General features: G+C 68.3%; 24 protein-coding genes, 1 tRNA gene and 1 pseudogene. 15 read left to right on the top strand and 11 right to left on the bottom strand.

Annotated elements, in window-relative coordinates; genetic code table 11:
* Nucleotides 1-82: 82 nt before the first annotated feature.
* Nucleotides 83-844, bottom strand: coding sequence for a DUF2470 domain-containing protein (locus JZ792_RS35280; RefSeq protein ID WP_216917237.1), 762 nt, complete (start codon nt 842-844; stop codon nt 83-85).
* 184 nt (nt 845-1028) lie between these two features.
* Here JZ792_RS35280 and JZ792_RS35275 point away from each other — a divergent pair, with 184 nt between their 5' ends.
* The 3 genes from JZ792_RS35275 to JZ792_RS35265 all read left to right on the top strand — a co-directional run bounded on the left by JZ792_RS35275 (nt 1029) and on the right by JZ792_RS35265 (nt 3110).
* Nucleotides 1029-1472 (top strand): hypothetical protein, encoded by a 444-nt coding sequence (locus JZ792_RS35275; RefSeq protein ID WP_308165581.1) that lies wholly within the window; start codon nt 1029-1031, stop codon nt 1470-1472.
* A gap of 61 nt (nt 1473-1533) precedes the next feature.
* Entirely contained in the window at nt 1534-2451 is a 918-nt protein-coding gene (gene pheA, locus JZ792_RS35270; RefSeq protein ID WP_216917236.1) for a prephenate dehydratase, read from the top strand.
* Nucleotides 2448-3110 carry a histidine phosphatase family protein gene (locus tag JZ792_RS35265; protein WP_216917235.1) on the top strand — a complete coding sequence of 221 codons (663 nt, stop codon included), beginning with the start codon at nt 2448-2450 and terminating at the stop codon, nt 3108-3110. Before pheA ends, JZ792_RS35265 begins: the two co-directional genes overlap by 4 nt.
* Before the next feature lie 3 nt (nt 3111-3113).
* Here JZ792_RS35265 and JZ792_RS35260 read toward each other — a convergent pair whose 3' ends face one another.
* The 6 genes from JZ792_RS35260 to JZ792_RS35235 form a co-directional block, all read right to left on the bottom strand.
* Nucleotides 3114-3947 carry an ESX secretion-associated protein EspG gene (locus tag JZ792_RS35260; RefSeq protein ID WP_308165580.1) on the bottom strand — a complete coding sequence of 278 codons (834 nt, stop codon included), beginning with the start codon at nt 3945-3947 and terminating at the stop codon, nt 3114-3116.
* The gene (locus tag JZ792_RS35255) at nt 3944-5101 is read right to left on the bottom strand and encodes a PPE domain-containing protein (protein ID WP_216917234.1); all 1158 of its coding nucleotides are present in this window, start codon (nt 5099-5101) and stop codon (nt 3944-3946) included. Before JZ792_RS35255 ends, JZ792_RS35260 begins: the two co-directional genes overlap by 4 nt.
* A 75-nt stretch (nt 5102-5176) precedes the next feature.
* Complete coding sequence (locus JZ792_RS35250) at nt 5177-5500, bottom strand: PE domain-containing protein (RefSeq protein WP_216917233.1); 324 nt, start codon at nt 5498-5500, stop codon at nt 5177-5179.
* A 225-nt stretch (nt 5501-5725) separates the two neighbouring features.
* The gene (locus tag JZ792_RS35245) at nt 5726-6076 is read right to left on the bottom strand and encodes a metallopeptidase family protein (protein ID WP_216917232.1); all 351 of its coding nucleotides are present in this window, start codon (nt 6074-6076) and stop codon (nt 5726-5728) included.
* Nucleotides 6077-6078: 2 nt separating this feature from the next.
* Nucleotides 6079-7206, bottom strand: a complete 1128-nt coding sequence (locus JZ792_RS35240; RefSeq protein WP_254190778.1) for a septum formation family protein — start codon at nt 7204-7206, stop codon at nt 6079-6081.
* A gap of 76 nt (nt 7207-7282) precedes the next feature.
* A complete protein-coding gene (locus JZ792_RS35235; protein ID WP_216917231.1) occupies nt 7283-8983 on the bottom strand; it encodes an aldehyde dehydrogenase family protein in 1701 nt (566 codons plus the stop codon).
* 92 nt (nt 8984-9075) lie between these two features.
* On the opposite strand from JZ792_RS35235, the gene serS reads away from it, so the two are divergent.
* The 6 genes from serS (at nt 9076) to JZ792_RS35205 (ending at nt 16344) form a co-directional block, all read left to right on the top strand.
* The gene (gene serS, locus JZ792_RS35230) at nt 9076-10338 is read left to right on the top strand and encodes a serine--tRNA ligase (RefSeq protein ID WP_216917230.1); all 1263 of its coding nucleotides are present in this window, start codon (nt 9076-9078) and stop codon (nt 10336-10338) included.
* 161 nt (nt 10339-10499) lie between these two features.
* A complete protein-coding gene (locus JZ792_RS35225; RefSeq protein WP_254190777.1) occupies nt 10500-12275 on the top strand; it encodes a putative bifunctional diguanylate cyclase/phosphodiesterase in 1776 nt (591 codons plus the stop codon).
* Between the two features lie 78 nt (nt 12276-12353).
* Nucleotides 12354-13688 carry an MFS transporter gene (locus tag JZ792_RS35220; protein WP_254190776.1) on the top strand — a complete coding sequence of 445 codons (1335 nt, stop codon included), beginning with the start codon at nt 12354-12356 and terminating at the stop codon, nt 13686-13688.
* A 43-nt stretch (nt 13689-13731) separates the two neighbouring features.
* Nucleotides 13732-14700, top strand: a complete 969-nt coding sequence (locus tag JZ792_RS35215) for a DMT family transporter (protein ID WP_216917229.1) — start codon at nt 13732-13734, stop codon at nt 14698-14700.
* A 74-nt stretch (nt 14701-14774) separates the two neighbouring features.
* Complete coding sequence (locus JZ792_RS35210) at nt 14775-15806, top strand: TlpA family protein disulfide reductase (protein WP_216917228.1); 1032 nt, start codon at nt 14775-14777, stop codon at nt 15804-15806.
* Nucleotides 15807-16005: 199 nt separating this feature from the next.
* Nucleotides 16006-16344 (top strand): BP74-related protein, encoded by a 339-nt coding sequence (locus JZ792_RS35205; RefSeq protein ID WP_216917227.1) that lies wholly within the window; start codon nt 16006-16008, stop codon nt 16342-16344.
* Between the two features lie 71 nt (nt 16345-16415).
* On the opposite strand, the gene JZ792_RS35200 is transcribed toward JZ792_RS35205, so the two are convergent.
* Both JZ792_RS35200 and JZ792_RS35195 read right to left on the bottom strand, forming a co-directional pair.
* Nucleotides 16416-17957, bottom strand: coding sequence for a Rieske 2Fe-2S domain-containing protein (locus tag JZ792_RS35200; RefSeq protein ID WP_216917226.1), 1542 nt, complete (start codon nt 17955-17957; stop codon nt 16416-16418).
* A gap of 80 nt (nt 17958-18037) precedes the next feature.
* Nucleotides 18038-18877 carry a hypothetical protein gene (locus JZ792_RS35195; protein WP_216917225.1) on the bottom strand — a complete coding sequence of 280 codons (840 nt, stop codon included), beginning with the start codon at nt 18875-18877 and terminating at the stop codon, nt 18038-18040.
* Nucleotides 18878-19066: 189 nt separating this feature from the next.
* Between JZ792_RS35195 and JZ792_RS35190 the strand changes: the two genes are divergently transcribed.
* Nucleotides 19067-19822 (top strand): lysophospholipid acyltransferase family protein, encoded by a 756-nt coding sequence (locus JZ792_RS35190; protein WP_216917224.1) that lies wholly within the window; start codon nt 19067-19069, stop codon nt 19820-19822.
* Between the two features lie 65 nt (nt 19823-19887).
* Here the strand turns inward: JZ792_RS35190 and JZ792_RS43120 are convergent.
* Nucleotides 19888-20331: pseudogene (locus JZ792_RS43120) on the bottom strand (helix-turn-helix domain-containing protein); the annotation flags it as partial.
* A 394-nt stretch (nt 20332-20725) separates the two neighbouring features.
* Here JZ792_RS43120 and JZ792_RS35185 point away from each other — a divergent pair.
* From JZ792_RS35185 to JZ792_RS35165, 5 genes are all read left to right on the top strand, one after another.
* A complete protein-coding gene (locus JZ792_RS35185) occupies nt 20726-21598 on the top strand; it encodes an NAD(P)H-binding protein (RefSeq protein WP_216917223.1) in 873 nt (290 codons plus the stop codon).
* 351 nt (nt 21599-21949) lie between these two features.
* Nucleotides 21950-22022 (top strand) — tRNA-Gly (locus JZ792_RS35180).
* A 215-nt stretch (nt 22023-22237) separates the two neighbouring features.
* Complete coding sequence (locus tag JZ792_RS35175; protein WP_109522876.1) at nt 22238-22417, top strand: hypothetical protein; 180 nt, start codon at nt 22238-22240, stop codon at nt 22415-22417.
* Nucleotides 22418-22647: 230 nt separating this feature from the next.
* Nucleotides 22648-23265: a TetR/AcrR family transcriptional regulator gene (locus JZ792_RS35170; protein WP_216917222.1), complete on the top strand. Its 618-nt coding sequence runs from the start codon at nt 22648-22650 to the stop codon at nt 23263-23265.
* Between the two features lie 153 nt (nt 23266-23418).
* A complete protein-coding gene (locus JZ792_RS35165; RefSeq protein WP_216917221.1) occupies nt 23419-24402 on the top strand; it encodes an NADPH:quinone oxidoreductase family protein in 984 nt (327 codons plus the stop codon).
* Nucleotides 24403-24460: 58 nt separating this feature from the next.
* On the opposite strand, the gene JZ792_RS35160 is transcribed toward JZ792_RS35165, so the two are convergent.
* A complete protein-coding gene (locus tag JZ792_RS35160) occupies nt 24461-26848 on the bottom strand; it encodes a heavy metal translocating P-type ATPase (protein WP_216917220.1) in 2388 nt (795 codons plus the stop codon).
* Between the last annotated feature and the right edge of the window lie 91 nt (nt 26849-26939).

Below are 26939 nucleotides of genomic sequence, written 5' to 3'. Positions count from 1 at the left end.
CCCCCCAACTCCCCACCCCCGGCGCGAGTCTCGACCGCTCGGACGCGAGACAAAGGGGCCGCGAACCCCGCGGCCTCGGCCGCTAGAATCTCCGCAGCCCGTTGAGGAAGGGGCAGCCTGCCAGTGTGCGGACGGCGCGGCTCAGTGCCTCGATATCGTCGGCGGGGGCGCTGAACGGGAGGCGGAAGTCGTGGTCGCCGTCGTGGCCTTCGACGCGGAGCGTGATGCCGTAGCGGTCGATGGCGAGCGGGTAGACGGCTCCGGTCTGTAGTTTCGGCGGCAGGTGGCGGGCGAGTTGGGTGACGAGGTCGCCGTGGTCGGATTCCATGTGTTGCAGCCATGCCGATTCGACCGTGCAGAACGGGTCGGGTTGGGCCAGTCGCAGTTGGTCGACGCAGACCGATTCGGCGCCGGTGGCGTCGGCCATGACGGCGGAGCCGATCACCAGCCGTAGCAGTGTCGCGGTGTGTCCGACGTCGAGCAGCGCCGGGTCGGGGTGGTCCTTGGCGACTTCGGAGGCCAGTGCCCGTTGTGCGGGGACCGGTACGGCGCGGACCACGCCGCGTAGCCAGACCAGCGCGCGGACGGGTTCGCGCAGTGGCAGTGGGGCGTGGTCGGTGAGTTCGAGGACGGCGGCCGCGCCGCCGGGGCTGGAGTTGCCGATCAGTACGGCCGCGGTGGATCCGGAGGGGACGGCGATCACGACGTCGCCGCACTGGCGCAGGTAGTGCACGGAGGTCGGTGTGGGGTCGATGCCGGGTAGTGCCAGCACCGCCTGCTCGGCGTGGGCGCACGCGTTGCGCACTCGCTCGGCAGTGGTCGGTGTGACGGTCTGGTTCGGCATGCGGACCTCCGAATGATGGACGTTCGAGAACGGCGAAGAAGAATTAGGTAAACCTAAGCTAAGTCACCGGGTGAGGTTCCGCAAGCGCTCGCGCCGAACGGATTTCGGAAGTTCCCCCGGCGTGGGTCACGGACGGGCGATGGAGGTGCCGTCACGCCGTGCGCGGCACGCTACCGTTGACCCCGTGGTGAACGGCGCGCAAACGGGTCACGGTCCCGAGGGTGAACCCGTGCTGATCTCGCTGACCGCGCCCGCGCGGCGCAGTCTGGTGCGGGGTCTGGTGTGCGACACCGGTTCCGGTGCGCCGCCCGGAGTTCCGCGTCTGTCGGCGGATCGTCCCGACACCGAGATCGCGGATTTCCTCGCGGGCATCGTCCATACCGACACCGGGTTCGTGGCACGCACGAATTCCGGCGAACGCGCCCTGGCCATCGTCGCGGCGACCGTGGCCGCGCTGTGCGGCGAGGACATCCGCCTCGCCATGGCCCGTCCCGACATCGCGTTCCTGACAGCGTTGAAACCACCCGCCGTCGAGGCGCTGCGCGGGGTACTGCTCGCCATCGAGACCGAGAAGACCGAGGCCGCCGAGGCGGTGATCGCGGCCCTGACCGTGCTGGAGATCGGCTGACCGGGATTTCCGGGCATCCACTCGCCACGCGCCCACCCGTCGCGCCAGTAATCTCGTAGTTGTGCCCCGAATCGCGTACTTCGGACCGTCAGGAACGTTCACCGAGATGGCGCTCGCCCAGTTCGAATCGGCGGGTGTCTTCGACGCGCCCGTGGAACGGGTGGCCGCACCGAGTCAGGGCGGCGCGCTCGACCTGATCCGATCCGGAACCGTCGAGGGCGCGGTGGTCCCGATCGAGAGTTCGGTGGAAGGTTCCATCTCGGCGACGCTGGATTCGCTGGCGATCGGGCCGCGATTGCAGATCGTCGCCGAGACAGAACTCGAGGTCAGTTTCACCATCCTGGCCGGGACCGGCACCACGCTCGCCGATGTGCGGCTGCTGGCCGCGTATCCGGTCGCGGGCGCGCAGGTTCGCGACTGGGTTTCCCGGCACCTGCCGGACGCGCAGATCTTCACCTCGGCGTCCAACGCGGCCGCTGCCGAGGATGTGGTCGCCGGACGCGCCGACGCGGCCGTGTCGACCGCCCTGGCGGGTGAACGGCTCGGTCTCACGGCGCTGGCCTCCGGTGTCGCCGACCACGAGCAGGCGATCACGCGTTTCGTCCTGGTCACCCGCCCGAGGGTGGCGCCCCCGGCGACCGGCACCGACCGGACCTCGATCGTGCTCGAACTCACCAACGAGCCGGGTTCGCTCATGCGCGCGTTCGCCGAATTCGCCACCAGGGGGATCGACCTGACCAGAATCGAATCCCGTCCGACCCGCACGGGGATGGGAACCTATCGCTTCTACCTGGACTGTGTGGGACATATCGATGACACCGCGGTGGCCGAGGCGCTCAAGGCGCTGCACCGAACAGCGGGCAGGATCCGATACCTCGGTTCCTGGCCGGCGACCTCGGCCACCGGTACACCGCCGCCGTCGGACGAAGCGGGCGCGGAATGGCTGATCCAATTGCGAAAGGGGGTGGCGGATCTGTGAACGGCAAGTTGATTCTGGTCCGGCACGGCGAAACCGAGGGAAATGTCGCCAAGATTCTCGACACCAGGGTGCCCGGGCTCCCGTTGACCGAACGTGGTGCGGCACAGGCGAAGACCTTCGGTTCGTCGCTGCTCGCGCCGCCGGTCGCCCTGTTCTCCTCGGCCGCGCTGCGCGCCAGACAAACCGCGGGCTATATCGAAGCCACCACCGGCGTGGCGGCCTCGGTCCTCGACGGCGTGTACGAAGTACAGGTCGGCGATATGGAGGGCCGCGGTGACGTGGAAGCGCACGAGATCTTCCAGCGGATCTACCGGTCCTGGCACGACGGTGATCTGGCGCAGCGCGCTCCCGGCGGCGAGTCCGGTCACGAGGTGCTCGCGCGGTTCCTGCCCGTGATCGAGAACGTGCGCGCGGAGTACCTCGCGGGTGCGGACGCGGGTGACGTCGTGCTCGTCACCCACGGCGCGGCAATGCGATTGGTTGCCCGCAGTATCGCGGGTGTCACCCCGCCGTTCACCACGAACAACCATCTGGACAACACCGAGACCATCGAATTGTCCCCCCGGGTCGACGGTGGCTGGGAATGCCTGCGGTGGGGCCGATTCGTCCCACCGTTCACCTTCGAAGTGGCACCGGCCCCCGACGACCCGATGGGCTGACGTTCAGACGGATTTGGCCTTGTCGGTCGGGAAATCCGCCCGCTCGGGCAGGGAGTCGATCAGATCGAGCAGGGCTTGGCGCAGACGGGCGTTCGTGCCGCTGCTGATCGACGACCATTTGGTGCCGTCGTCGGCGACGCTGGCGGTGATGATGAACCGTCCGCCCCTGGTGTTGAAGACGGCGATGTGATTGTCGGCGATATCGCGGGTGCCGTCGCCGTACACCACGCCGGAGATCTGCACGTGCGAACGGATCTCGACCAGTGCCGAGGCGAGAACCTGTGCGTCACGCGCGGGGTTGCCGACCTTCGCGAGCCGGTTCGCGGTGGCCGCGCTGTCCCCGGTGTCCTCGAAAATCGGTGCGAGCAGATCGGTTCGAGCGTTCATCCCGGTCAGGTCGAGTGGTTCGGCGGCACCGAGGGCCGCGATCATCGGGCCGGGCAGATCTTCCTGGACCTCGTCGATGGCATACGAATCGGGCCCGCGAAGGGCGACGACAACCAGATCGTCGCCCTTCGCGAGACACATCCGACTCACCTGTCCCTCGACGACGAGCCGCAGCGCCAGCACCCAGTGGGGGCGGTTGAGCGTCCGCAGGCGGTCTTCGAGTTCCTGATGTACCGCACCGTCGATCAGTAATTCCCGATCGACGAGCGACTGGGAGGCCGCTTTCATCGCTACGTCGTGGTCGTTCTGGTTGTCGTATCGACCCACCGCCTGGAGCACGACGGGCATCTCGTCGGTCTGCAATTCCTCCATGAGGAACTGCATCTCGTCGAGCGACAACAGGACGCCACCGAGCATCGATGGGCCGCGGCCCTCACCCAGAATCGTCACTGAGCCGTCCCGGAGGCGCCGATCACGCCGTCCGCCACGGAGCGGCCGTCGTTGAACAGGTCGTCGTTGAGGTAATCGGCGGACTTGTGTTCGTTCTCCTCGTCGCGCTCGCTCCTGGCGTTGCCGAGCAGCGGGCTACCCGACGAGGTGGCCGAACGCACCGGCGTCGCGTCGACGCGGGTGACGGTCGTCTCGCCGATCGGGGCCGACGCGGGCGTCGAGCCGATCGAGCCACCCGAACCCCAGCCCTCGGGCAGTTTGAGCGAACCGTTGTGCAGGTTGACCGAAACCCCGGATCCCGCGGACGCGGACCGGGTCGACGCCTCGCCGGACGGCGAGCCGAAGGAACCGAGTCCGCCGACCAGGGGTGCCGAAGGGGCCGGGCCGCCGGAGGACACGGCGTTGCCGACCGCGGAGATCGCGTTCGCGCCGAGATTTCCCACGGTGCCGACGCCGCCGCTGGCGACCGAGCCCGCGACATTGGCGACCTGGGTGGCCGCGTTGGCCAGAGCCGGGTTGTTGACGGCGGACAGGGCCGCGCCGACCGCGGCCTGCACCGGATCGTTGCCGAAGGCGGAGTCGGGCGATTGCGCCGCGTCGGCGGTGCCCGCGCCGTTGGCGATCGGCGGCGGCGTGGAGAATTCGCCGGGCGTCGCGACCATCGCGCTGGTCTGGGCCTCGTAGACCTCCATCACCATCGCGGCGCGGAAATCCATCGCGTTCTTGGCTATTTCGGCCGCTTCGAACGTGCCGGACACCGCGCCCGCCGGATTCGCGGACGCGACGACGGCGCCGTTGGTCGCGACGATCTCCGGAAGGCTCGGCATGGCGATCGAGGCGACGGTGTACGCGGTGGCGTTGGCCGCCGCCTTCGCCCCCATGGCCGCGGCCATCATGCCCTGCTGCTCGGACCACCCGGTGAAGCCGACGAGCCGCGACAGCGCGGCGATACCGTTGACGCCCTGCATGCCGATGCCGAGTTCGGCCATGACGCGGGTCGTCGTCGCGGTCGCGTCGACCCATGCCGCGGTGAGCCCGCCCCACGCGGTGGCGGCGGCCGAGATCGGGATCGCGTGCGCGCCCGTGTTCAGGGCCGTGGAATTCCATTCGGCCATGCGGGGCAGCCAGAAAACCCCGGTCATTCCTGCGGTCATGTACTTGTCTCCCCTTGTGTTTGTGCTCGGCGGTTGTGGTCGCGGTGGTCACCGCGTGGACGGCGACCCACGGACCTACGCGCCGATAGTTCCGGCGATCCCGTTCATGACACCCGACTTGAGGGTGTCGTCGGCGACGTGCGTGGCCAACTGCATCCGCAGGGTCGCGGCCGCGTGGTGCAGTTCCAGCTGGGCGGCCGCGATGGCCGTGTCATGGGTGCCCGCGCCCCGGTTGAGGTGGTTCGCGGCGAGCCACGACACCTCCTCGGCACCGGAGGGGATGACATGTGTCGCCGGTGCGGTGAGCGCGGCGGCGACCCCCAGCCGCTCGGCCAGCAGATCGAGCTCGGCGGCGGCGGCGAGAACGACTTCGGGTGAGATGTTTACCAGGCCAACCATGACTCGACTCCTTCTAGTGGCGGCTATGGGGCGGAACCACGAGAATTCCCCCTTCGAGTGATAGGACGCGACAGCTACGCGATCGGTTCCATCGAATCCCCTTATTTCCTTGCGATCTTGCCCAGCCGCGGGCGAACTCGCAAGACCGGCCGCGCGTCGAGTGCGGTCGGCGGGTACCGCCGTGCCGGGCACGGCTCAGGAAATCCGCTCACGACCGATCGCGGATCAGCCCCAACCCAGCTGGTGCAGGCGCTCCTCGGGAATACCGAAATAGTGTGCGATCTCGTGGATCACGGTGATCGCGACCTCTTCGACCACCTGATTCTCGTCGTCGCAGATCTCCAGGATCGCGTCGCGGTAGATGGTCACCGTGTCGGGAAGCGCTCCGCCGTAATGACTGTCGCGTTCGGTCAGCGCGATCCCGTGGTACAGCCCGAGCAGATGTGGGTCGTCCGGGTCACGCGGTTCCACCAGAACGACCACGTTGTCGATGGCCCTGGTCAACTCCGGCGGGATCAGATCGAGCGCGTCGCCGACCAGTTCCTCGAACCGGTTCTCGGACATGGAAACCGGCATGTCTACCTGGGTTGCGGTTGTGGCGGCAACGGCGCGGCCCCCGGCAGCGGCGTCGGTGTGGAGCGTCCGGAATTCGGCGGCGGAACCGGCGCCTGACCGTTGATCAGGATCTCGCCCCTGGCCGAACCGATGATCGGCGCGAAACCCTCGCGGTCGGTGCCCTTGCCGATCATGCAGTCCAGTTTGCGGCTGCCCGCCAGCCAGCTGCGCGCGTCCAGATAATCGAAGAACAGCGTCAACGTCTTGTTGCGGACCGCGTCCGGCGAACCGAGATAGTCGGTGACCGCCCGCGTGCACTCCTCTTCGACGAAACGATCCTGCTCTTCCTTGACGGGCGGACCGCCGGGGAAGCGGGCCGCCAGGTCGACGGTGGAGATGATCTCGACCGCGTGCGCCTGGGCGCAGTCGACCGGATCGGTCGGCAGATTCTGGTTGATGCCCAGGCAGGTGCCCGGCTCGAACACCTTGGACTGATCGTGGTCCGCCGCGCTGCCCGACGCGGCGAGCGGGGTGCCGGAGCTGCCCGAGTACTGCACACCGCAGCGCAGCGTGCGGTCCCCGTGCTTCCAGCCGTCCGGGCTCGGGTACATCAGGCCGACGACGTACTTCCCGCGCGGGTCGAAACGCCCGCCCATGTACTGCTGGACCGAGGGGACGCAGTGCTCCTCTTTCAGCTCGGTCAGCCGCAGCGAATCCGGGAACCGGGAGCCGGGGCCGAATTCCACACCCGGGTACTTGCTCATATCGATATCGGCGGCCACCTCGAACAGGTGCTTGTTCGAGCAGGCGACCTTGACCAGATCGGAACGATCCGGCTTGGACCAGCTCAGGCAGTCGCCGCGCGCCGCCGTGCCGAATTCCTTGTCGAGCACCGACTGGACGGGCGCGCCGGGATTGTGCGCCTCCAGCCCCTTCTCGTTGTCGAATCCGGTGACGAAGAGTCCGACCAGGGACGCGAGCACCGCGCCCACGGCGACGGCGAGCAGCACCCAGCGCAGCTTCGACGCCGACAGGTGTCTGACCGACTGGCGGTCGATGATCAGTGACTGCGGGAACGACTCGCCACGCGGCGAGTCGCCCGAAGACGGCACGGGCATCTGCGGATCCTGGGGCTCATCGTCGGAGGACATCGCGGTCCATCATGGCAGTGTCTGTGCCCCGGTGCCACGACCTGGTGTGATCCGGCCCGTCGCCCGGTATGCCCCGTCACCCACGGAACGCGGACAGGAACAGGCCGGGCAGTCGGACGGGTTCGGATCCCGCGTAGAACTCGGTCAGCTTGCGCCCGGTCTGCGCGGCGGTGGTGTTGGTGACGAACCACGGTGGCTTGGGCGAGAGCGCGAGTTCGCCCGCGAACAGTGAGCGCGGGGCGGGCCGGAAGGGGCCGCGCACCACGGTGCGTTCCACGTCGTCGAGCAGGAAGGCGTTGTGTACGACACCGATTCCGCTCTGCACGTCATCGAGGGTGTGGCCGGGGAAAGCGCCCCACGCCGCACGAGGGGTCAGGAAGGCGAGTCCGGTCCACGCGTTCACCGCGATGGTGCCGTAGCGCAGCCGCTCGAGCGCTCGGTCGAAGGCGATGCCGAGTCTGGCGATCGTGGTGGGTTCGGCGATGATGTTCGCCCCGAGCGTGCCGGTCAGCTCGGTATTCGCGAAATCGACCGCGCGGGCGAGGAAATCGCCGCCCGAATACGGCAGTTCGACGACACCGAGCACGGGGGAGAAGTATTCGGTGCGCAGCAGCGGGGTTCCGGTGCGCGGCAGATCCGAGACGAGCACCCGGCCCTGCCCGAGCCGTTCGGCGCCCGGATACGCGGCGAGCGCGTCGGCGACCCGGCCGTCGCTGCCCGGATAGTAGGCGGCGCGCTGGGGCGCCAGTTCGAGCGCGGTGCGCAGTTCGTCGAGGAATCTGCGCTTCTGCGGCCAGTCCCGGGCGATCACGACGGTCTGTGTCGCGACGCAGTTGTAGCCGTTGTTGTGCAGGCGTTGGGTGGCGACGTGTTCGGCCTGGAAGCGCAGATCGGCCTCGGACCAGTCCCCGGGTAGCACGATGGTCGGGGAGACGCCGCCGAGTTCGCTCGTGATGGGCGTGCGCAGCAGCGGCTCGCCGCTCTTCCTGCGCTTCTCGCCGTCGGCGCCGCGACCCCACACGATCGCGTCGTGGGTCTGCGCGCTGCCGGTCATGTGGACGTGCGCGATACCGGGGTGACCGACCAGGTAGCCGCCCGCTTCCGCGCCGCCGAGCAGGATGCGCAGCACGCCGAGTTCGAGCAGCGGCGCGAAGATCATCTCGAACACCGTGAACAGCGGGTCGGTGACCGGATTCAGTTTGAGCGCGACCACCCGGTTGTGCGCGAACAGTTCGTACAGCGCGTCCAGCGGCGGAATCGAGGTGATGTTGCCCGCGCCGAGCACCGCACCGATCCCGCCGGTCGCGGTGGGATCGAGCTGGGCGAGTCCGGCTCTGCGGCGAGCGGTGTCGGCGTCGACCCCCGGCCGCAGCCAGACCTCGCCGCGGAAGCCGCTGAGCAGTAACCGGTCGTAGATGTCGAGCGGCAGGATCGGCACGGCGACCCGATCGCCCGGCGCGCTGCCGAGGGATATGCCGTCGATCGGACTGCGGCCCTTGTCGAGCGCGGACACGGTCGCGGAGAGGGCGGCGGTGGCCTGCAACATCGCGAGCGGACCCGACATCCACTCCTCGCCGACCAGGGGCGATCCCGCGTCGAGGCCCTTGATGGTCCTGGCCGCGCGCACCCAGTCCTCGGCGAAACGGGCCGTCCGCCGATGGATCAGGTCGAGGAGTTCACCGCGCTTGCCGAGCGAGGTCTGCGCCCACGCTTTCTCGCCCGCCGCGAGATCCGCCACGGCGTCGTCGATGGTGGTTTCGTCGAAAGTCGTGCCCACAGGCCCACTATGCGCGCTCCGCGCGGTCGGCGCCCCGGTACCACCGATATCGGCGTGAAACCGCGATACCGCGCCCACTAGGCTGATCACCCATGATCGACCTCCGACTCCTGCGGGAAGACCCCGAAGCGGTCCGCGCCTCGCAGCGCGCCCGCGGTGAAGACCCGGCCCTCGTCGACGCCCTGCTCGAGGCCGACGCGTCGCGCCGTGCGGCCGTGGCCGCGGCGGACAATCTGCGTGCCGAGCACAAGTCCATGGGCAAGCTGGTCGGCAAGGCGTCCAAGGAGGAACGTCCGGCCCTGCTCACGCGGGCGCAGGAGATGTCGGTCAAGGTCAAGGAAGCCGAAGTCGCCCAGAGCGCGGCGGACGCCGATCTGGACGCCGCGCACCGCGCCATCTCCAACGTGGTGCAGGACGGCGCGCCCGCCGGCGGCGAGGATGATTACATCGTCCTGGAAACCGTCGGTACGCCAAGGGATTTCGATTTCGAACCCAAGGACCACCTGGAACTCGGCGAGTCGCTGGGTGTGATCGATATGGAACGCGGCGCGAAGGTGTCGGGCTCGCGGTTCTACTTCCTCACCGGATACGGCGCCCTGCTCCAGCTCGGCCTGCTGCAACTGGCCGCGCAGCGCGCGGTCGCCAACGGTTTCACGATGATGATCCCGCCGGTTCTCGTGCGGCCCGAGATCATGGCGGGCACCGGATTCCTCGGACAGCATTCGGCCGAGGTCTACCACCTCGCCGACGACGATCTCTACCTCGTCGGCACCTCGGAGGTGCCGTTGGCGGGCTACCACTCGGGCGAGATCCTCGATCTGAGCGGCGGCCCCGAGCGGTACGCGGGCTGGTCGTCGTGTTTCCGGCGCGAGGCGGGCAGCTACGGCAAGGACACCAGGGGCATCATCCGGGTGCACCAGTTCGACAAGGTCGAGATGTTCGTCTACACCACACCCGACCAGGCCGACGCCGAACATCAGCGACTGCTCGGCTGGGAGCGCGAGATGCTCGCGGCCGTCGAGGTGCCTTATCGCATCATCGATGTCGCGGCGGGCGATCTCGGCAGTTCGGCGGCCCGCAAGTTCGACTGCGAGGGTTGGGTTCCCACCCAGCGGACCTACCGCGAGCTCACCTCCACCTCGAACTGCACGACTTTCCAGGCGCGCCGCCTGGCGGTCCGATACCGGGACGAGAACGGAAAACCGCAGATCGCAGCCACTTTGAACGGTACGTTGGCGACCACGCGCTGGATCGTCGCGATCCTGGAGAACCACCAGCAGGCCGACGGTTCGGTGCGGGTGCCCGCGGCGCTGGTGCCGTTCGTCGGCACCGAGGTGCTGACGCCTCCCAGGTGACCGGGAGGTAAATAGCTATCGGTTCGCCGGGTCGGATTACGGGGATGTGGCAACCGACGAGATGCGTTGTGTTTAGGCTGTTCCCCGTGCGAGGAATCGGGGCGCGCGGCGATACCCGAACCCGGGTGCGGGCGGCATCGGCGTTGGCGACGGCAATGGTCATGGCTCGAACCACCGGGGCGTTCTACGTCATGGGTGGTGTGCTCGGCCTGCTCATCACGGCCGTAGCCCCGGGAGACGAGGGTAATCGACCGCTGGTGGCGATAGCGGCAGCGGTAGCGCTGGTGCTGGGATCGACGCTGCTCGTATGGGGTCCACGGATGCCGCACGGTATCCATCACGCCTACGTCGCCATCGCCACGGTGCTCATCACCGTGGCGATCCATTCGTTCCCGAATACCACCGGGGCGATCAGTCTCGCCGCCTTCTACGTCTTCGTGGCCTGTGACGCCGCGCTGTTCTTCCGCTGGTCGCAGGCGGCCGCGCATCTGGCGTTCGCGATGCTGCTCTGCCTGCTCGTCCTGCCGACCCGCGATCTGCCGTGGTGGTCGGGGCTGATTCCGGCCGGTGTCACCTTCGGCGTCGGCGTCGTGGTCGGCATCCTGACCAGGATGGCGTCGGAAGCCGATATCGACGTGCTCACCGGCCTGCTGAACCGGCGCGGATTCGACCGGGCGCTCAATTCCGCGATCGAACTCGCCACCCGTTCCGGGCAGGGCCTCGCGCTGGTCCTGGTCGACCTCGATCGCTTCCAGAAGATCAACGATCACCTCGGGCATCGCGCGGGTGACGCGGTCCTGCAACGGGTCGCCGACACCTGGGCCAAACTGCTCACCCCCGATCAGCGACTCGCCCGCTACGGCGGTGACGCGTTCGCGCTGCTGTTGCCCAACACCACCGAACAGGCCGCGATCCTGCTCACCGAGCAGTTGCGCGCCGCGGTCACCACCGGTTGTTCGGCCGGTGTCACCTCCTGGCAGCCGGGTGAGTCCGGGTCACTGCTGGTGAGCCGCGCCGATGTCGGGCTCTACCGGGCCAAGCAGGCCGGACGCAATCGCACCGTGCTCGAATCCTCCCGGCAGTTGCCGCTCGCGGTCGAACTGCGCGAGGCCATCGACACCGGTGCGCTCGACGTGCACTACCAGCCGATCGTCAGCCTGACCGAAGGCGGCGGCAAGGCGGTCGGCGTGGAGGCGCTGCTGCGCTGGTCATCGAGCGCGCAGCCGGACGTCACCACCGAGGGGCTCATCCGCGTCGCCGAGGAATACGACCTGATCTCGGATCTGGACGAACTCGTGCTGCGCCGCGCCTGCGCCGACGCCGCGCGACTACAGGACACCTTCGCCCAGCTCGATCTGACTCTCAACGTGAACGTCAGCGGGCTGGAGCTGGCCGAATCCGGATACGCGGACCGCGTCGCGGGCATTCTCGCCAGTACCGGCTGGCCCGCCGATCAACTCGTCCTCGAGGTCACCGAAAGCGAGCTTGCCGCCGAATCCCAGACGGCCATCGCGAATCTGCACACCCTGCGCGACCGTGGGGTGCGGATCGCGATCGACGATTTCGGCACCGGATATTCCTCGCTGAGCAGGCTGGCGACGTTGCCGAGCGACATTCTCAAGGTCGATCAGTCCTTCGTTGCCGCGATCCGCTCCGACTCCCCGGCGCCGCCGCTACTCGGTGTCATCGCCGCGTTGAGCAAGTCGCTGGATCTCCAGGTGATCGCGGAGGGCGTCGAGACCGAATACCAGGCGGCGGTGCTGACCGAACTCGGTTTCGCACTCGCGCAGGGATACCACTACAGCGATTCCCATCCGGTGTCGGCGCTGATCAGCGATCTGAACGAAGGTCAGGGCCGGGTCGGTCCCGGCGCCTCGGACCGAGAACTCGACGACGATTCGCGCCACGCCGCCAACGGCTGGCTTCCGCTCGGATAATCGCTTGACGTCGCCCGCGCGGCAGCCCAAGCTCGGTACATGCGTCTGCTCTTCTACGGCTGTTGATCCGCCGATGCCTTGACGGCCCTGCTGAAGGGTCGAAGCCACGGCGTACGTGGCCTCACCGTGCGCGCGATCCTCTTCCGGGGTTCGCGTGACCTCATACCGCTCTACGCGCTCTACGCGCTGCTGTTCGCCGATCACGGGCTGAGCACCGCGCAGATCTCGCTGCTGCTGGCGATGTGGTCGCTGACGGCCTTCGTCCTCGAGGTGCCGTCGGGCGCGTGGGCCGACACGGTGTCGCGCCGCGCCATGCTGATACTCGCCGCGCTGTTGATGTGCACCGGATTCACGGTGTGGACCGTCGCACCTGGTTTCCTCGGGTTCGCGGTGGGTTTCGTGGTCTGGGGTATCGCGGGCGCGCTGGAGTCCGGCACTTTCGAGGCGCTGGTCTACGACGAGTTGACCGCCGCGGGCGCGTCGTCGGCTTATCCCCGAATCATGGGATACACCAGGGCCGCTCAGGAATCGGCGGTGGTGCTCGCCATCCTCGCCGCGGCACCGCTGTACGCCTGGGGTGGTTATCCGCTGGTCGGCTGGGCGAGCGTCGCGGTGGCCGGGCTGCACTGCCTGACCGCCCTGACCCTGCCGAGCGCGCCCAAGGCGGTGTCGGCGGCCGATATCGAAGCACTCGACGACGACGCGCCGCCCGTCCCTTCGCTGCCCGGCGGGGTCGTGGCGGCGGGTGTTCCCGGCATCGGTGGTCGCGAGCCCCGGGTCTTCACGCGGTATCGGTCGATGCTGAGCGCCGGAATCGGCGAGTCGATGCGGGTACGCCACGTCCGCAACGGCGTCCTGCTCGGCGCGCTGATCTACGGTGTGACCGCCTACGACGAGTATTTCGCCCTGCTCGCGCAGACGGCGGGCGTGTCGACGGCGATCGTGCCGCTGTTCGTCGGCGTCACGGTGGCGGGTTCGCTCACCGGTTCACTGCTGGCCGGGCGGACCGAGGCGATGTCGGGCCGGACCATGGCGATCGCGCTGGTGATCGGCGGTGTCTTGTTCATCGGCGGCGCGCTGGCCGCCGGACTCGCGGCGCGGCATCCCGCTGCGGTCTATCCGCTGGCGGGCGCGGGTTTCGTCGCCATCGGCATCGCCTACGGAATCGTCTTCAACGCCGAAGTGGTCGCCGAGGCGCGATTGCAGGATGCCATCGAAGGTCCGGCCCGAGCCACCGTCACCTCCGTATCCGGCTTGCTCTCGGAGGTGGTGGCCCTGGCCGTCTTCGGATTCGTCGCGCTGGCCACGCTGTGGCTGTCCCTGTCGACGACGATCGCCCTGCTCGGTGTCGTGATGCTGGTCATCGCACTGGTCGCCCCGGCCTGGCTTCCGCGTCGCGGCGGGCGGCGATAGCCGGGGCGGAAGCCCCGGTCCGGTGGCCCGGTACCGTGCGTTGGTGGATGCGCGGCGCACATCGGGTTTGGTCTGCGGTTTCTGCATCGGCGCCGGAGTCGCGGTGCAGGGGCGGATCAACGGGGCGCTCGGGGCTCGCCTGCACGATGGAATCGCCGCCGCCACCATCAGTTTCGGGTCGGGACTGCTGGTTCTGCTCGTCGCCTTCGCGCTGAGTGGACGGTTGCGTGCGGCGATGGGCCGGGTGCGCGGCGCGCTCGCCGCGGGGACGCTGCGCCCGTGGCAGTTGCTCGGTGGACTGTGCGGCGCGCTGTTCGTCGCCTGTCAGGGACTGACGGTGGCCGCGATCGGCGTCACCGCGTTCACCGTCGCCGCTGTCGCGGGACAGTTGCTGAGCAGTCTGGTGGTGGATCGCCTCGGAATCGGTCCGAGTGGACGAACGCCCGTCACCGCGCTCCGCCTGGTCGGCGCGGTCGTCGCGATCGGCGCGGTGCTGATCGCGGGCGCGGGACGTTCGCGCGGGACCTCGGGGGCACTCGCCCTGCCGGACTCCCTGCGCGGACTGCCCGTCGGACTGCTGATCGCGCTGCCCGCGCTCGCGGGTGTCGGCTTGGCCTGGCAGCAGGCGGTCAACGGCCGCGTCGGCGCGGTCGGCGGTCCGTTCGCCGCGACACTCACCAATTTCGCCGTCGGGATAGTCGCTCTCCTCGCACTGGAGTCCGCGCTGCTGACGACCTCGGGTCACGGTGTCGATCCGCCGACCGAACCGTGGCTCTACCTGGGCGGGCTGATCGGCGTCGCCTTCATCGCCCTCGCGGCGTTGGTCGTGCGCTGGATCGGGGTGCTGCTGCTCGGCCTCACCTCCGTCGCCGGACAACTCGCCGCCGCGCTCGTACTCGACCTGCTCACCCCGACCTCGGCGGGCATCTCGGTGCCGACGGCGCTCGGCTGCGCCCTGACCCTCGTCGCGGTCGTGATCGCCGGCGGCCGCCGTGCTCCCGCCGCTGCTTGAGCGACGCGCGCCGGGGACTCCCGTTCTCCCGGAATAGCGGTTCACGCGGCCTTCGGTATGTAAGGGTGCGGCTCATGCTGATCGAATACGGGGTGTGGGTTTCGCGGCTGTTGGTCGGTGTGGTCTTCGGACTCTCGGCATGGGGAAAGGCGGTGGATCGGGTCGGAACACGCACGGCCGTCACCGATTTCGGGGTGCCCATACGATGGGCGCCCGCGGTGGCGACGGCACTGCCCATCGTGGAGGCGACCGTCGCCGTCGCGGTGCTTCCACCGTGGACGGCGGTCGCCGCGTCGGTGGCGGCGCTACTGCTGCTCGTGGTGTTCACGGGCGCGGTGGCACGTCTGCTGCGCGCCGGTGAGCATCCGTCCTGTTCGTGTTTCGGGGCGTTGAGTCCGACGCCGATCGGCCGGATGACACTGGTGCGCAACGGGATTCTGATCGCGCTGGTGCTGCTGGTCCTGGTCGGTTCCATCGCGCGGCCAGGGGTGCCTGCCGGACTGCCCGCGCAGGACGCGGTCGGACTCGCGATCCTCGCGGTGCTCGCCGCGGTGCTGACGTGGCTGGTCGGCGCGGTCGCGGGCCTGCGCAGGCGACTGGATCAGCAGGCGCTGTCGACGCTCGGGGCGGAAGGTCTTCCCGTCGGCGCCGTCGCCCCGGAATTCGAACTGCTCGATCCGGCGGGCCGGCGGACGAGCCTGGAATCGTTGCTGGCGCGGCGCGCGCATATCCTGCTCGTCTTCGTGCATCCGGGCTGCGAGATGTGCGCCGCCCTGGCGCGGGAGCTGCCGCGCTGGCAGGCGCGCGCACGTGACGCGCTGTCGATCGTGGTGCTCGGCAACGGCGATGCCGCCGAGCAGGCGGCCTGGGGTGTGGAACAGGGGCTCGGTGAGATACCGGCGCTGGTTCAGCAGGGAAACGAGGTCGCGCTGCGGTACCGGGTCCGCGGTACACCGTCGGGCGTCCTGATCGACGTCGAGGGAAGGGTCGCCGCGCCCGTTGCCCGCGGTGCTATCGCGGTACGTGAATTGATCTCGTCGGTCAAACCGTCGCGGCGGTCGCGAATTGTCGAGCACAGCGGAAGTCACGCGCGCACTCTCGGCTGATCGGCATTCGCATCGCCGGTTGTCCCGGTCGAAACCAACCATTTTTCCAATTATGTTGTAGGGCAGCAATTTCCATGCGGAAATCATCGCCGGATGCCCCGGCTGCCCTTATGCTCGTCTGGCATCGATGCTCGTTCCATGACCACCGAATGATCGACACCGAATGATCTACCCACCGAATCTTCGAACAGGGGAATTCATGGCGGACTTCGCATTCACCGACTACTCGGGCAAAGAATTCATCATCCGGCTGAACAACGAGCAACGTATCTCCGAAGCGCGCCGCATCCTGTCCGGCGAGGAAACCATGTCGATCCACGTCATGGGCCGTCTGCGCAAGCAGATGGTGGACTACAACCCGGGCTGGAACTTCCACCTCGACCCGGACACGATCACCTTCTTCACCATGGCGATCGAAGTCTGCGACTCGAGCATCACCTACGTCGAAGACCACCTCGACGAGGCCTGCGGCGCATTCCTGCCCGGCTGCTTCTGGTGTCCGTGGTCCTCGCGCCTGACCAGGGAGATCGCCGCCTGATTCGCGAGAGCACAGCCTGATTCGCACGTGGAGAACTCCTTCGGCCAGGGCCCGGCCGAAGGAGGGCGGATCTACGGTACGAGTTTGCGCGAGCGGAGTTCGTTGCCCTTGGAGGATTTGCAGCGACCCGATTCCAGATCCCACTGCCAGCCGTGCAGATTACAGGTGAGCGTATTTCCCTCGATCACACCGAATTTGGACAGGTCCGCCTTCAGATGCGGGCATCGGCGCTGGATCTCCCAGCCCGCCAATTCGGTCGACGCGGAATCGTCGTGCGCCTCGGAGAACCAGCCGTCGGCGTAGGCGATCCGCTCGTCGGTGAGGCATTTGAAGAAGGTGTAGAGGAATTCGTTGTAGCCGCCGACACGCCACGCCTGGAAGCGGGTCGACAGGAATACGGTATTCACCCAGTCGGGTTCGCTGTTGTGCAGAACGGTGCGCACCAGTTCGGGCGCGATCCGGAAACCGTAGCGGTACTTGCCCTCACCCTCGATCGGCGCGCGCACCACCCGCGCGGGGAAGTCGAGGACGACGGTCTCCGCGCCGATGACCAGGCCGACCGGGTAGCCGATGCCGTCGCAGATGAGATCGGACTGCGCCATGATCGGCTCGAACAGTTCGCGCAGCGGTTCCAGCAGCGAGCCGTCGCCGGTGATCCACGCCGCCTTCTCCGCCTCGAGGACCGGCGCCAGACGATGCGCCATCTTCTCGATGTACTCGGCCTTGTTGTCGTAGATCAGGCCGGGATCGAACGGGTGGGTGAGTTCGAGTTCCGCGCCACGGACGTCGGCGACCGAACCCGGAATCATCATGATTCCGCCCTCGTTGCCGTGAATGCGCATCTGCTCCAGGAATACCGCCTGGTCGGGGAAGATATTGCCCTCGTCGCCGCGATCGTCGTTGAGGTAGCGCAATTCGTCGTCGAGGAAGACCGGGGGACCGGCCGACGGCACCACCCAGGTCGCCCCGACCTGCTCGATATAACTGCGCGCCCGGTCCATTCCGCGCTGACGCTTCTGCTTGCCGAAATTGGATTTCGTCCTGGCCGGGATGTCGTAGACCATCGGATACCAGATGGCGCCGGAGTACTGCAGCAGGTGGATGTCGATATGGCCGAACGCGTCGTGCAGGCCGTCCATATCCACCGGGCGCGCGTCGTTCATGTTGAAACAGGTGGTCTCGCCGTCGGACACGACGATTCCGGAGTCACCGATCGGACCGTCGGCGGGCGCGCGCAGCGCGATGATCATGATGTCGATATCGCCGCCCGGTCCGCTGACGGTGTGTTTGACCGAATTATCGGTCTCGAAGAACCGGTGGAAGCCGAGCTTCTCCAATTCTCGCCGCAGGTCCGGCACGGGATAGTCCGGCAGCAGGACCGTCGCGTCCTTGTTGACGTGATCGACGAGATGTTTCGCGTCGAAATGATCGCGATGTAGGTGGGAGACATAGAGGAAATCGCAATCGCCCAGCTCGTCCCAGTCGAGCTGGGTGTTGTCGGGGAAGGGGAACCACGACCCGAAGTACGCGGGATTGACCCAGGGATCGCAGAGGATCGACCCGGCCGCGGTGCGGATGTGGAAGCCTGCGTGTCCGACGCTGGTGATCTGCACGAGCTGTTTTCCTCCTGACCGTTACCAGCCATCAAGGGTAGTGCCCCGCGTGGAAACGCAGGCCGCCGCCTCCGGGCGGGCTACGGCGAGATATCTCCGATGCAGTAGCCGTCCGGACCCTGGGCCAAGGTGAACGTTCGGGTCTTGGTTGTTCCGGTCGAATCGGTGACCGGCACGTCGACGGTGATGTATTCGGCACCGAGTTGGTCGGAGCTGATTTCCTGACCGTCGAATTCGGTGACACCGGTGAGCCTACCCGGGTTGTTCGCCAGCGGCGCGCGGGTCGGCGACCCGGTGTCCTGCGGATCCCACGTCGCCGCGGCGGCCTTGCAGACCAGCGGGTAGTCACCTTCTTTGTCGGCCGCGTCGAGCGGTTCGCCCACGAATCGAGCGAGGTAACGGCGCACCGTATGCCTGGCATCGGCGTCGTTGTAGCCGATTTCGGTGCCCGCGGGAAACACCCGGGGGCAGGCGTATCCGGTGTGGATGAGATCGCGTTCGACGGTGACGGTGGTGGCGCGGTTCTTCCAGGTGACGGTGTCCGCGCTGACGGTCCCCGGCTGGGCGAGCGCGCTCAGGATCGTCTGTTTGCTCTGGTACATCCCGGTGACGTTGGCCGGAGCCATATTCCAGCATTTGGCCTGGAGTTCGGTGCTCGTGGCGGTCTCGAGGTCGGCGGCCCAGCGGCGCACGGCGACCGCGGCGTCGGGCAGTCCGGGCACCGCGCCGACCGGCGGGGCGTCCTCGGGCGGCGGCGGCAGCGCGACGGTGGTCGGGGCCTGCGTCGTCGGGACCGCGGCCGACGTGGTGCTGATCGCCTCGGTGCGCACCGGGGCCGGATCATCGACGGGGATACCGGAGACCGAATCACACGCGGTCAGCACGAACGCGGTCACCGCGACGCCGCCGATCACCGTCATCCGCGCGAGGACGGATAATCCGCCGGGGCCACATCGCGCGGTTCGGTCGTGCTCACGCGATAGCGGTCGGGCGCGTTCCACTTCGACGATCCTCTTTCGTTGAATACCGGGGTCGAAGACATTCCCGTTTCCGGTCCGTGGCGACGCCTCTGCCGGAGGGGGATGGTCTGCGACTACGCTAGCGGAATTGTGGAACCCGTATACCGCACGATCATCGGGCTGGCCCGGACCGTCTTCTTCGCCGAAGGCCTGAAGTTCACCGTTGTGGGTGATGAACATATCCCCGCCTCGGGTGGTGCCGTGCTCGCGGTCAACCACACCGGGTACATGGACTTCACCTACGCCGGTCTGCCGGTCCGCACCCCCAAGCGCTATATCCGTTTCATGGCCAAGAAGGAGGTGTTCGACAACTCCGTCTCCGGCCCGATCATGCGGGCGCTCAAGCATATTCCGGTCGACCGTGGCGCGGGCGCCGATTCCTACAAGGCCGCGGTGGATTACCTGCGTCGCGGCGAGTTGGTCGGGGTGTATCCGGAGGCGACGATCAGCCGCAGTTTCGAGATCAAGGAATTCAAGTCGGGTGCGGCCCGCATGGCGATCGAGGCCGACGTGCCGATCATCCCGATCGTGATCTGGGGTGCGCAGCGGGTGTGGACCAAGGGGTTCCCGAAGCGACTGGGCCGCACCAATACTCCGATCTCCATCGCGGTGGGCGCGCCGATCCCGCCGTACGAACCCGCCGCCGAGCTGACCGCGCAATTGCGCGTCACCATGCAGGGGCTGCTCGCCGATCTCCAGAAGGACTACGCACACGAGCCGGGCGCCTACTGGGTGCCCGCCCGCCTGGGTGGTAGCGCGCCGACGCTGGAGGAGGCCGATGCCATGGACGCCGCCGAGGCCGCGGAACGGGCAGCGGCGAAGGCCACCCGCGAGGAACGGGAGTAGGCGCCGCCCGGTCGCGGGGTGTTCGCGCACGCTGTCGGCGCGGGCAGATCGCCACGGAAGAATCCGGTCGGCGCCACACCCATCAGCGCCTTGAAATCCGCCGCCATATGGGATTGGTCGTAGTAACCGCTGTCGGCGGCGATCTGCGCCAGCGGCGTGCCCGCGACCCGCGTGATGACATGGCGGACGCGTCCGATGCGGGCGAAGAGTTTGGGGGAGACCCCGATCTCGGCGGTGAACAGATTCCGTAGTTGACGTTCGCTGACCGACAACTCGGCGGCCGACGCGTGGACCGCTGTCGAACCGGACAGCGCCGCGGTCGCCGCGCGCAGCAGACCGCGTCTGGCGTCGACGGCACGGTCCTCGGAGATCCGTTTCGGCAGTTCGGCCGCGAGGAAGGCGAAGATCTCGTCTGCGTCCAGCCCGGCGAGGTCGTCGGCGAGTTCGGCCGCGACCCCCGGCAGTTCGCCGAGGCGCAAGATCCGGTCGGTCAACTCGACCGCGGGCACCCCGAGCAACTGCCCGACCGCGCCCGGCGCGATTCGTACCCGCGTGCAACTCGCGGGCCGGTCGGTGACCGAATAGCTCGCGCGGGTCCGCGGACCGATGACCAGCGCCTCGCGACGACCGCCGGTCTCCGCGCGCAGCACGATCGTGGTCGCGGCCTGCGGAATGTGGGTGAACGAGCCGGAGAGGTCGGTGCCCGCGGGGATGCGGGCCAGTTCGGTGAACCACGGTCGCAGCGATTCCGGCGCGGAGATCGCCTGTTCGGCGAGGTCGTCGGCGAGTATCGGGGTCGGCGGCGCGAAGGTGGTCACCCGACCACTGTAGGCACGCGGTGACCTCGGTGTCCGTGCCGAAATTTCCTAGAGAACGCCGGAATCCGGGACCAGGCTCGTCACCATGATTCTGGTTACCGGTGCCACGGGCACCATCGGCAGTGAGATCGTCCGGCAGGCCTCGGCCCGGGAAATTCGGGTGCGTGCGGTGACACGCGACCCCGGGCGCGCGAACGTCCCGGCCGGGGTGGAGGTCGTCCGGGGCGACTACCACGATCGGGCCTCGATGGCGGCGGCCATGGCAGGCGTGGACGCGGTGTTCCTGGTCGGGGTACTCGGCCCGGACGACGCGCAGGTGGACAGGGACCTCGTTCACACCGCCCGCGAGGCGGGAGTCGGCCGCGTGGTCAAACTGTCGGCCATCGGCACCGGCGAACCCGGCCTCGGCGATTTCAGCACCTGGCACCTGCCCGGTGAGAACGCGGCGCGCGAGAGCGGGCTCGAATGGACCGTGCTGCGTCCGTCGTCGTTCGCCTCCAACACCCTGAGCTGGGCCGACCCCATCCGCGCCGGTCAGCCGGTTCCCAACCTGACGGGTGCGGGCACCCAGGGCGTCATCGATCCACGCGATATCGCCGCCGTCGCCATCGAGGCGCTGCGCTCCCCGGCCCACACCGGGCGGATCTACACGTTGACCGGGCCGGAACTGCTCGGTGCCGCCGACCAGGCGGCCGCGCTGGCCGAGGTTCTCGGTCGCCGGATCGAGGTCGTCGATATCGAGGAGTCGGACGCACGCGCGCATATGGTCGAGGCGGGGATGACGCCGGAATACGTGGAGGGGGCGCTCGCGGGACAGGCCTATGTCCGCGCCGGGGGTAACGCGGTACTCACCGAGGACGTGCGGCAGGTGCTCGGTCGGCCGCCGCGGCGGTACGCGGAGTGGGTGACCGAGCACGCGCACGTTTTCGCCGGTACGGCGCAGCCCGTGCCCCGATAACCGGGTCGTCATACGAAAGGTGCCTTGACCGGAGAGTTCTGTCACAGGGACCGTCGTTCCGCATGACCGTTGGGGCGCGCGGCGGGTGTGCGCGGACCGTCCGCCGCGCCGCTTCGCGTCCATCTGGCTCGCGTCGGCACGGTCGGGTATGCCCGATATTCGCGTCGGGCAAACTCCTGGCCGATCGGTCCGAACGGGTGTCGCCCATGCCGCCCACCTTCGGCGCAGCCGGTGGTCACGTCCCGGCAGGAGAGCTCTCACCTGCGGATTTCCGGTTTGTGTCGGTGGTCGACTAAAGTTCACGTTCGCACGATGACGCGGTTCCGGTAACCGGATGCCCGTCGAGTGCGTGCGGATGTAGCGCAGCTGGTAGCGCATCACCTTGCCAAGGTGAGGGTCGCGAGTTCGAATCTCGTCATCCGCTCTCTTTCTCCACACCCCGGCGCGGCGGCGCGCCGATGCCACCGCTCATCAGCATGGATTCCGGCTGTGTTCGCTGGAGAAGCCGCGAAACTTCCGGCAACCCGACTACTGTGCGGGACCGGACCGAATTCGAGGGTTCAGCAACCGGTCGGCCGGGTACCTCGTCAGCGAATCGGTCTCGAATTCATCGTTCTCTCGAGACGTAGGAGGGTTTCCGTGGCCAAGGTCGACGCGATGCGGCTGTCGAACGTGCTGGGCATCGATCTGCCCAAAGCCGTCCTGCGCCTACGAAACGAATGCCGCCCCGGTGAGTCCGAACACGACGCCTGCCTGCGCATCATCGCCAGCGAGGGGCCGGGGGCGGCCACCACCGAATTCCGCCGCGTCGCCCGCTAGACGGGCTCGACGCACGGTTCGATCCGCCGCGTTCGCGGGCTTCGTGTCCGGGCGCGCCGCGTTCGGTCGGCTGCCGTCGAGGGGCTGGTTCCGCGAATCGGCGCGTCGAGGTCCGCCCTGCCCCTCACCTCGGCGATCAGCGGTGGGGGTTCGCGTCTCGTTAGAGTGATCGGTCAGGTCCGTCTCGCGGATTTCGTCGGCGACTCGCGGTGCGTGGAAGGAGGACGGTCATGCCCGGAGCGACCAGGGGCCGCGCGAATACCGACGCGGAATCCGGCGACGCGCGTGCCAGGTTGGTCGCGGCGGCTGTCGAGTTCTTCGCGCGTAAAGGGTTTCACGCCACCACCACCCGCGATATCGCGACCGCCGCGCATATGAGCCCGGCCGCGCTGTACGTGCACCACCCCTCGAAAGAGGATCTGCTCTACATCATCTCCCGTGACGGTCACCAGCAGACGTTGCGGCTGGTGCGCGGCGCCGTCGCGGTGTCGCCGGACCCGGCCGTGCAGTTGGCGACCATCGCCGATCGTTTCGCCGAGCACCACGCCACCCATCACGAGACGGCGCGCATCGTCAATTACGAGCTGACGGCGTTGTCCCCGGATCACCTCGACGAGATCACCGCGATCCGTCGTGCGATCGAGGCCGAGGTCAGGGCTGTCGTCGAACGCGGTGTCGCCGCCGGGGTCTTCGATACTCCCGATATCGCGATGACGGCCATGGCATTGCTTTCCCTCGGGGTCGATGTCTCGCGGTGGTATCGCGACGACGGCACCTGGACCCCGGAACGGATCGGGACCTACTACCGCTCGCTGGCATTGCGGATCGTCGGTTCGCGGGCCTCCTGAACCCGGCGGGCCGTATCGGTGCCGGTACGGCCGTCGCGACCGCCGCCCCCTTGACGCCCGATCGGGTTTGAGCCACCCTCTAGAGGTCTAAGCAAGCGCTTAGTCAGTCGCCGCCGGATCGACTGTCCCGAACCCCATCGAACGGAGATTGATGTGAAAGCCTGGCAGATTACGCGCCTGGGGGAACCCGGTGACGTGCTCGAACTCGCCGATCTGCCGGACCCGCAGCCGGAACCGGGTCGGCTCGTCGTCCGGGTACTCGCCGCGGCCGCGAATTTCCCCGATGTGCTGATGTGCCGGGGCCACTATCAGATCCGGCCGGAGTTGCCCTTCACGCCCGGTGTCGAACTGTGCGGTGAGATCGTTGCCGTCGGGTCCGGTGTCACCGGATTCGCGGTCGGCGATCGCGTCATCGGCACCGCGTCCCTGCCGCACGGCGGTTTCGCCGAGATGGCCGTGATGGACGCCGCCGACGCCCAGCCCGCCCCGCCGACTCTCGATGACGCCGCGGCCGCCGCATTCCATATCGCCTACCAGACGGGCTGGTTCGGGCTGCATCGCCGGGCGGCGCTGCGCCGTGACGAGACGCTGCTGGTGCACGCCGCGGCGGGCGGGGTCGGCAGTGCGGCGGTCCAGCTCGGCAAGGCGGCCGGTGCGCGGGTGATCGCGGTCGTCGGCGGGCCCGACAAGGTCGAGGTCGCGCGCGGACTCGGCGCGGATATCGTGGTCGACCGCAGCCAGGAGGATTTCGTCGACGTGGTGCGCGAGGCCACCGGCGGTCGCGGCGCGGATGTCATCTACGACCCGGTCGGCGGGGACAGCTACGACCGGTCCACCAAATGCGTCGCCTTCGAGGGCCGGATTCTCGTGGTCGGATTCGCCGCGGGCCGGATTCCGGCGCCCGCGCTGAATCACGCGCTGGTGAAGAACTATTCGATCGTCGGCCTGCACTGGGGTCTGTACAAGCAGAAGGATCCGGCGTCGGTCTGGGACTGCCATCTCGAGCTGACCGCGCTGGCGGAATCGGGTGCGCTCGCGCCGTTGATCGGGGCGAAACTCGCCCTGGCCGACGTCCCCGACGGTCTGACCAGGCTCGCCGAGGGTCGCACGGTGGGGCGCGTCGTCTTCCAGCCCTGATTCGAAACCCGCCGACCCGCGGTAGGGGTTGACCGTCGGTGTCGGCGGGTCCGGTTCCTCAGCTCGCGGTGGAGCGGAAACCGCGCAGTCGCAGGCTGTTGCTGACCACGAACACCGAGGAGAACGCCATCGCCGCACCGGCGAGCATGGGGTTCAGCAGGCCCGCCATCGCCAGCGGGATGGCGGCCACGTTGTAGGCGAAGGCCCAGAACAGGTTTCCCTTGATGGTGGCCAACGTGCGGCGCGACAGTCGGATCGCGTCCGCGGCCGACCGCAGATCGCCGCGCACCAGGGTGAGATCACCGGCTTCGATGGCGACATCGGTGCCGGTGCCCAGCGCCAGACCCAGATCCGCGCCCGCCAGCGCCGCCGCGTCGTTGACACCGTCACCGACCATGGCGACGACCTTGCCTTCGCTCTTCAGCCGGGTGATCACCGCCAGTTTGTCCTCGGGCAGTACCTCGGCGATCACCTCGTCGATACCGACCTGGTCCGCGATGGCGCGGGCCGCCGCGGCGTTGTCCCCGGTGAGCATGATCGGGGTGAGACCGAGCGCCTTCAACTGCGCGACGGCTTCGGCCGAGGTCGGTTTCACCGCGTCCGCGACGACCAGCACGCCGCGCGCGCGACCGTCCCAGCCGACCGCGACCGCGGTCTTCCCCTCGGATTGCGCCGTGTTCAGCGCGTGTTCCAGTGCGGGACCGAGTTCCAGCGACCAGTCGGCGAGCAGCCGCGGCCTGCCGACGAGCACCGCGTGCCCGTCGACGACGCCCTGCACCCCGAGTCCCTCGATATTCGAGAAATCCTCGACCGCGCGCAGCGTGCCCGTTTTCTCCCGCGCGCCAGCGGCGATGGCGCGCGCGATCGGATGTTCGGAGGAATCCTCCAGCGCGCCCGCGAGGGCGAGTACCTCGGTGACGTCCTCGCCTTCGGCGGCGACCACGTCGAGCAGGGTCATCCGGCCGGTGGTGACGGTGCCGGTCTTGTCGAGGACGACGGTATCGACGCGCCGCGTCGACTCGAGCACTTCGGGCCCCTTGATCAGGATGCCGAGTTGCGCGCCGCGCCCGGTGCCGACCATCAGCGCGGTCGGCGTGGCCAGCCCGAGGGCACACGGACAGGCGATGATCAGCACGGCCACCGTCGCGGTGAACGCCGCCGCCACCGAACCGCCGGTGCCGAGCCAGAATCCGAGTGTCGCGACCGCGAGCGCGATCACCACGGGGACGAAGATCCCGGAGATCCGGTCGGCCAGCCGCTGGGCCTGGGCCTTACCGGTCTGTGCTTCCTCGACCAGGCGGGCCATCTGGGCGAGCTGGGTATCGGAGCCGATGCGGGTGGCGCGCACCACGATCCGGCCGCCGACATTGACGGTCGCGCCGACCACGGCGTCGTCGGGACCGACCTCGACGGGCACCGACTCGCCGGTCAGCATGGACGCGTCGATAGCGGACGACCCCTCGACGACGGTGCCGTCGGCCGCGATCTTCTCGCCGGGACGGACGACGAATTCGTCGCCGACTGCCAGTTGTTCGATCGGAATACGCTGTTCGACAGCGCCGTTCGGTCGCCTGTCGGTGCTGGTCGAGACAACCCCGGTGCTGCTCGGGGTGTGGCCCGCGCGATGAGAATCGCCTGCGCTGCGGGAGTCGCCCACGCTGTGAGAGTCACCTGCGCTGTGAGAATCGCCGGCGCGACGGAGGACCGAGACCTCCTTGGCCCCGAGTTCGAGCAGCGCCCGTAGCGCCGCGCCCGCCCTGCGCTTGGACCTGGCTTCGAAATACCGCCCGGCTAGGATGAACGTGGTGACGCCCGCGGCGGCTTCCAGATAGATGCTGCCGGTGCCGTCCATCCGCGCGATGGTGAATTCGAACGGATGCTTCATACCGGGTGTTCCCGCGGTGCCGAAGAACAGCGCGTAGAGCGACCAGCCGAACGCGGCGAGCGTTCCCATCGACACCAGGGTGTCCATGGTGGCCGCGCCGTGGCGCAGATTGGTCCAGGCGGCCCGGTGGAACGGTAGCGCGCCCCAGACCACGACCGGCGCGGCCAGCGTCAGCGACAGCCACTGCCAGTTGTCGAATTGCAGTGCCGGGATCATCGCCATGGCGATGACGGGGACGGTCAGCACGATCGAGATCAGCAGCCTGGTGCGCAATGCCGCGCTCGGGTCGTCCGCGTCGGTGTCCTCGGTCGGGGCGTCGACCTTCGGCGCGGGTAGCGCGGCGGTGTAACCGGCCTGCTCGACGGTCGCGATCAGCTGTTCCGGGGAGATGTCACCGGTGACGTCGACGCGGGCCTTCTCGGTCGCGTAGTTCACGCTCGCGGTCACGCCGTCGAGCCGGTTCAGCTTCTTCTCGATGCGGGCAGCGCACGACGCGCAGGTCATACCGCCGATCACCAATTCGACCCGTTCGGGTGCGGTCGGTTGTGTCGGGGCGATCATCGTGGGCTCCGTTCTGCGGGTCAACGGGTGCATTGTCGCTGGTAACGGCATCAGTGCGGGTGGGAGGGGGCGGAAGTGGCCCCGTGAGAGG

The organism is Nocardia noduli (assembly GCF_019038455.1).
In the GTDB taxonomy this organism is placed as follows: Bacteria; Actinomycetota; Actinomycetes; order Mycobacteriales; family Mycobacteriaceae; genus Nocardia; species Nocardia noduli.
Note: the sequence above shows the minus strand (reverse complement) of the source record. Positions and strands in the feature narration are given on the sequence as shown.

Coding starts and splice junctions, on each gene's coding strand:
- JZ792_RS35245 (WP_216917232.1), bottom strand. CDS start 6,076: ATGCCGGTTTCCATGTCCGAGAACCGGTTCGAGGAACTGGTCGGCGAC.
- JZ792_RS35225 (WP_254190777.1), top strand. CDS start 10,500: ATGGCTCGAACCACCGGGGCGTTCTACGTCATGGGTGGTGTGCTCGGC.
- JZ792_RS35170 (WP_216917222.1), top strand. CDS start 22,648: ATGCCCGGAGCGACCAGGGGCCGCGCGAATACCGACGCGGAATCCGGC.
- JZ792_RS35185 (WP_216917223.1), top strand. CDS start 20,726: ATGATTCTGGTTACCGGTGCCACGGGCACCATCGGCAGTGAGATCGTC.
- JZ792_RS35195 (WP_216917225.1), bottom strand. CDS start 18,877: ATGACGGTGATCGGCGGCGTCGCGGTGACCGCGTTCGTGCTGACCGCG.
- JZ792_RS35240 (WP_254190778.1), bottom strand. CDS start 7,206: ATGTCCTCCGACGATGAGCCCCAGGATCCGCAGATGCCCGTGCCGTCT.
- JZ792_RS35160 (WP_216917220.1), bottom strand. CDS start 26,848: ATGATCGCCCCGACACAACCGACCGCACCCGAACGGGTCGAATTGGTG.
- JZ792_RS35280 (WP_216917237.1), bottom strand. CDS start 844: ATGCCGAACCAGACCGTCACACCGACCACTGCCGAGCGAGTGCGCAAC.
- JZ792_RS35205 (WP_216917227.1), top strand. CDS start 16,006: ATGGCGGACTTCGCATTCACCGACTACTCGGGCAAAGAATTCATCATC.
- JZ792_RS35250 (WP_216917233.1), bottom strand. CDS start 5,500: ATGGTTGGCCTGGTAAACATCTCACCCGAAGTCGTTCTCGCCGCCGCC.
- JZ792_RS35210 (WP_216917228.1), top strand. CDS start 14,775: ATGCTGATCGAATACGGGGTGTGGGTTTCGCGGCTGTTGGTCGGTGTG.
- serS (WP_216917230.1), top strand. CDS start 9,076: ATGATCGACCTCCGACTCCTGCGGGAAGACCCCGAAGCGGTCCGCGCC.
- JZ792_RS35255 (WP_216917234.1), bottom strand. CDS start 5,101: ATGACCGCAGGAATGACCGGGGTTTTCTGGCTGCCCCGCATGGCCGAA.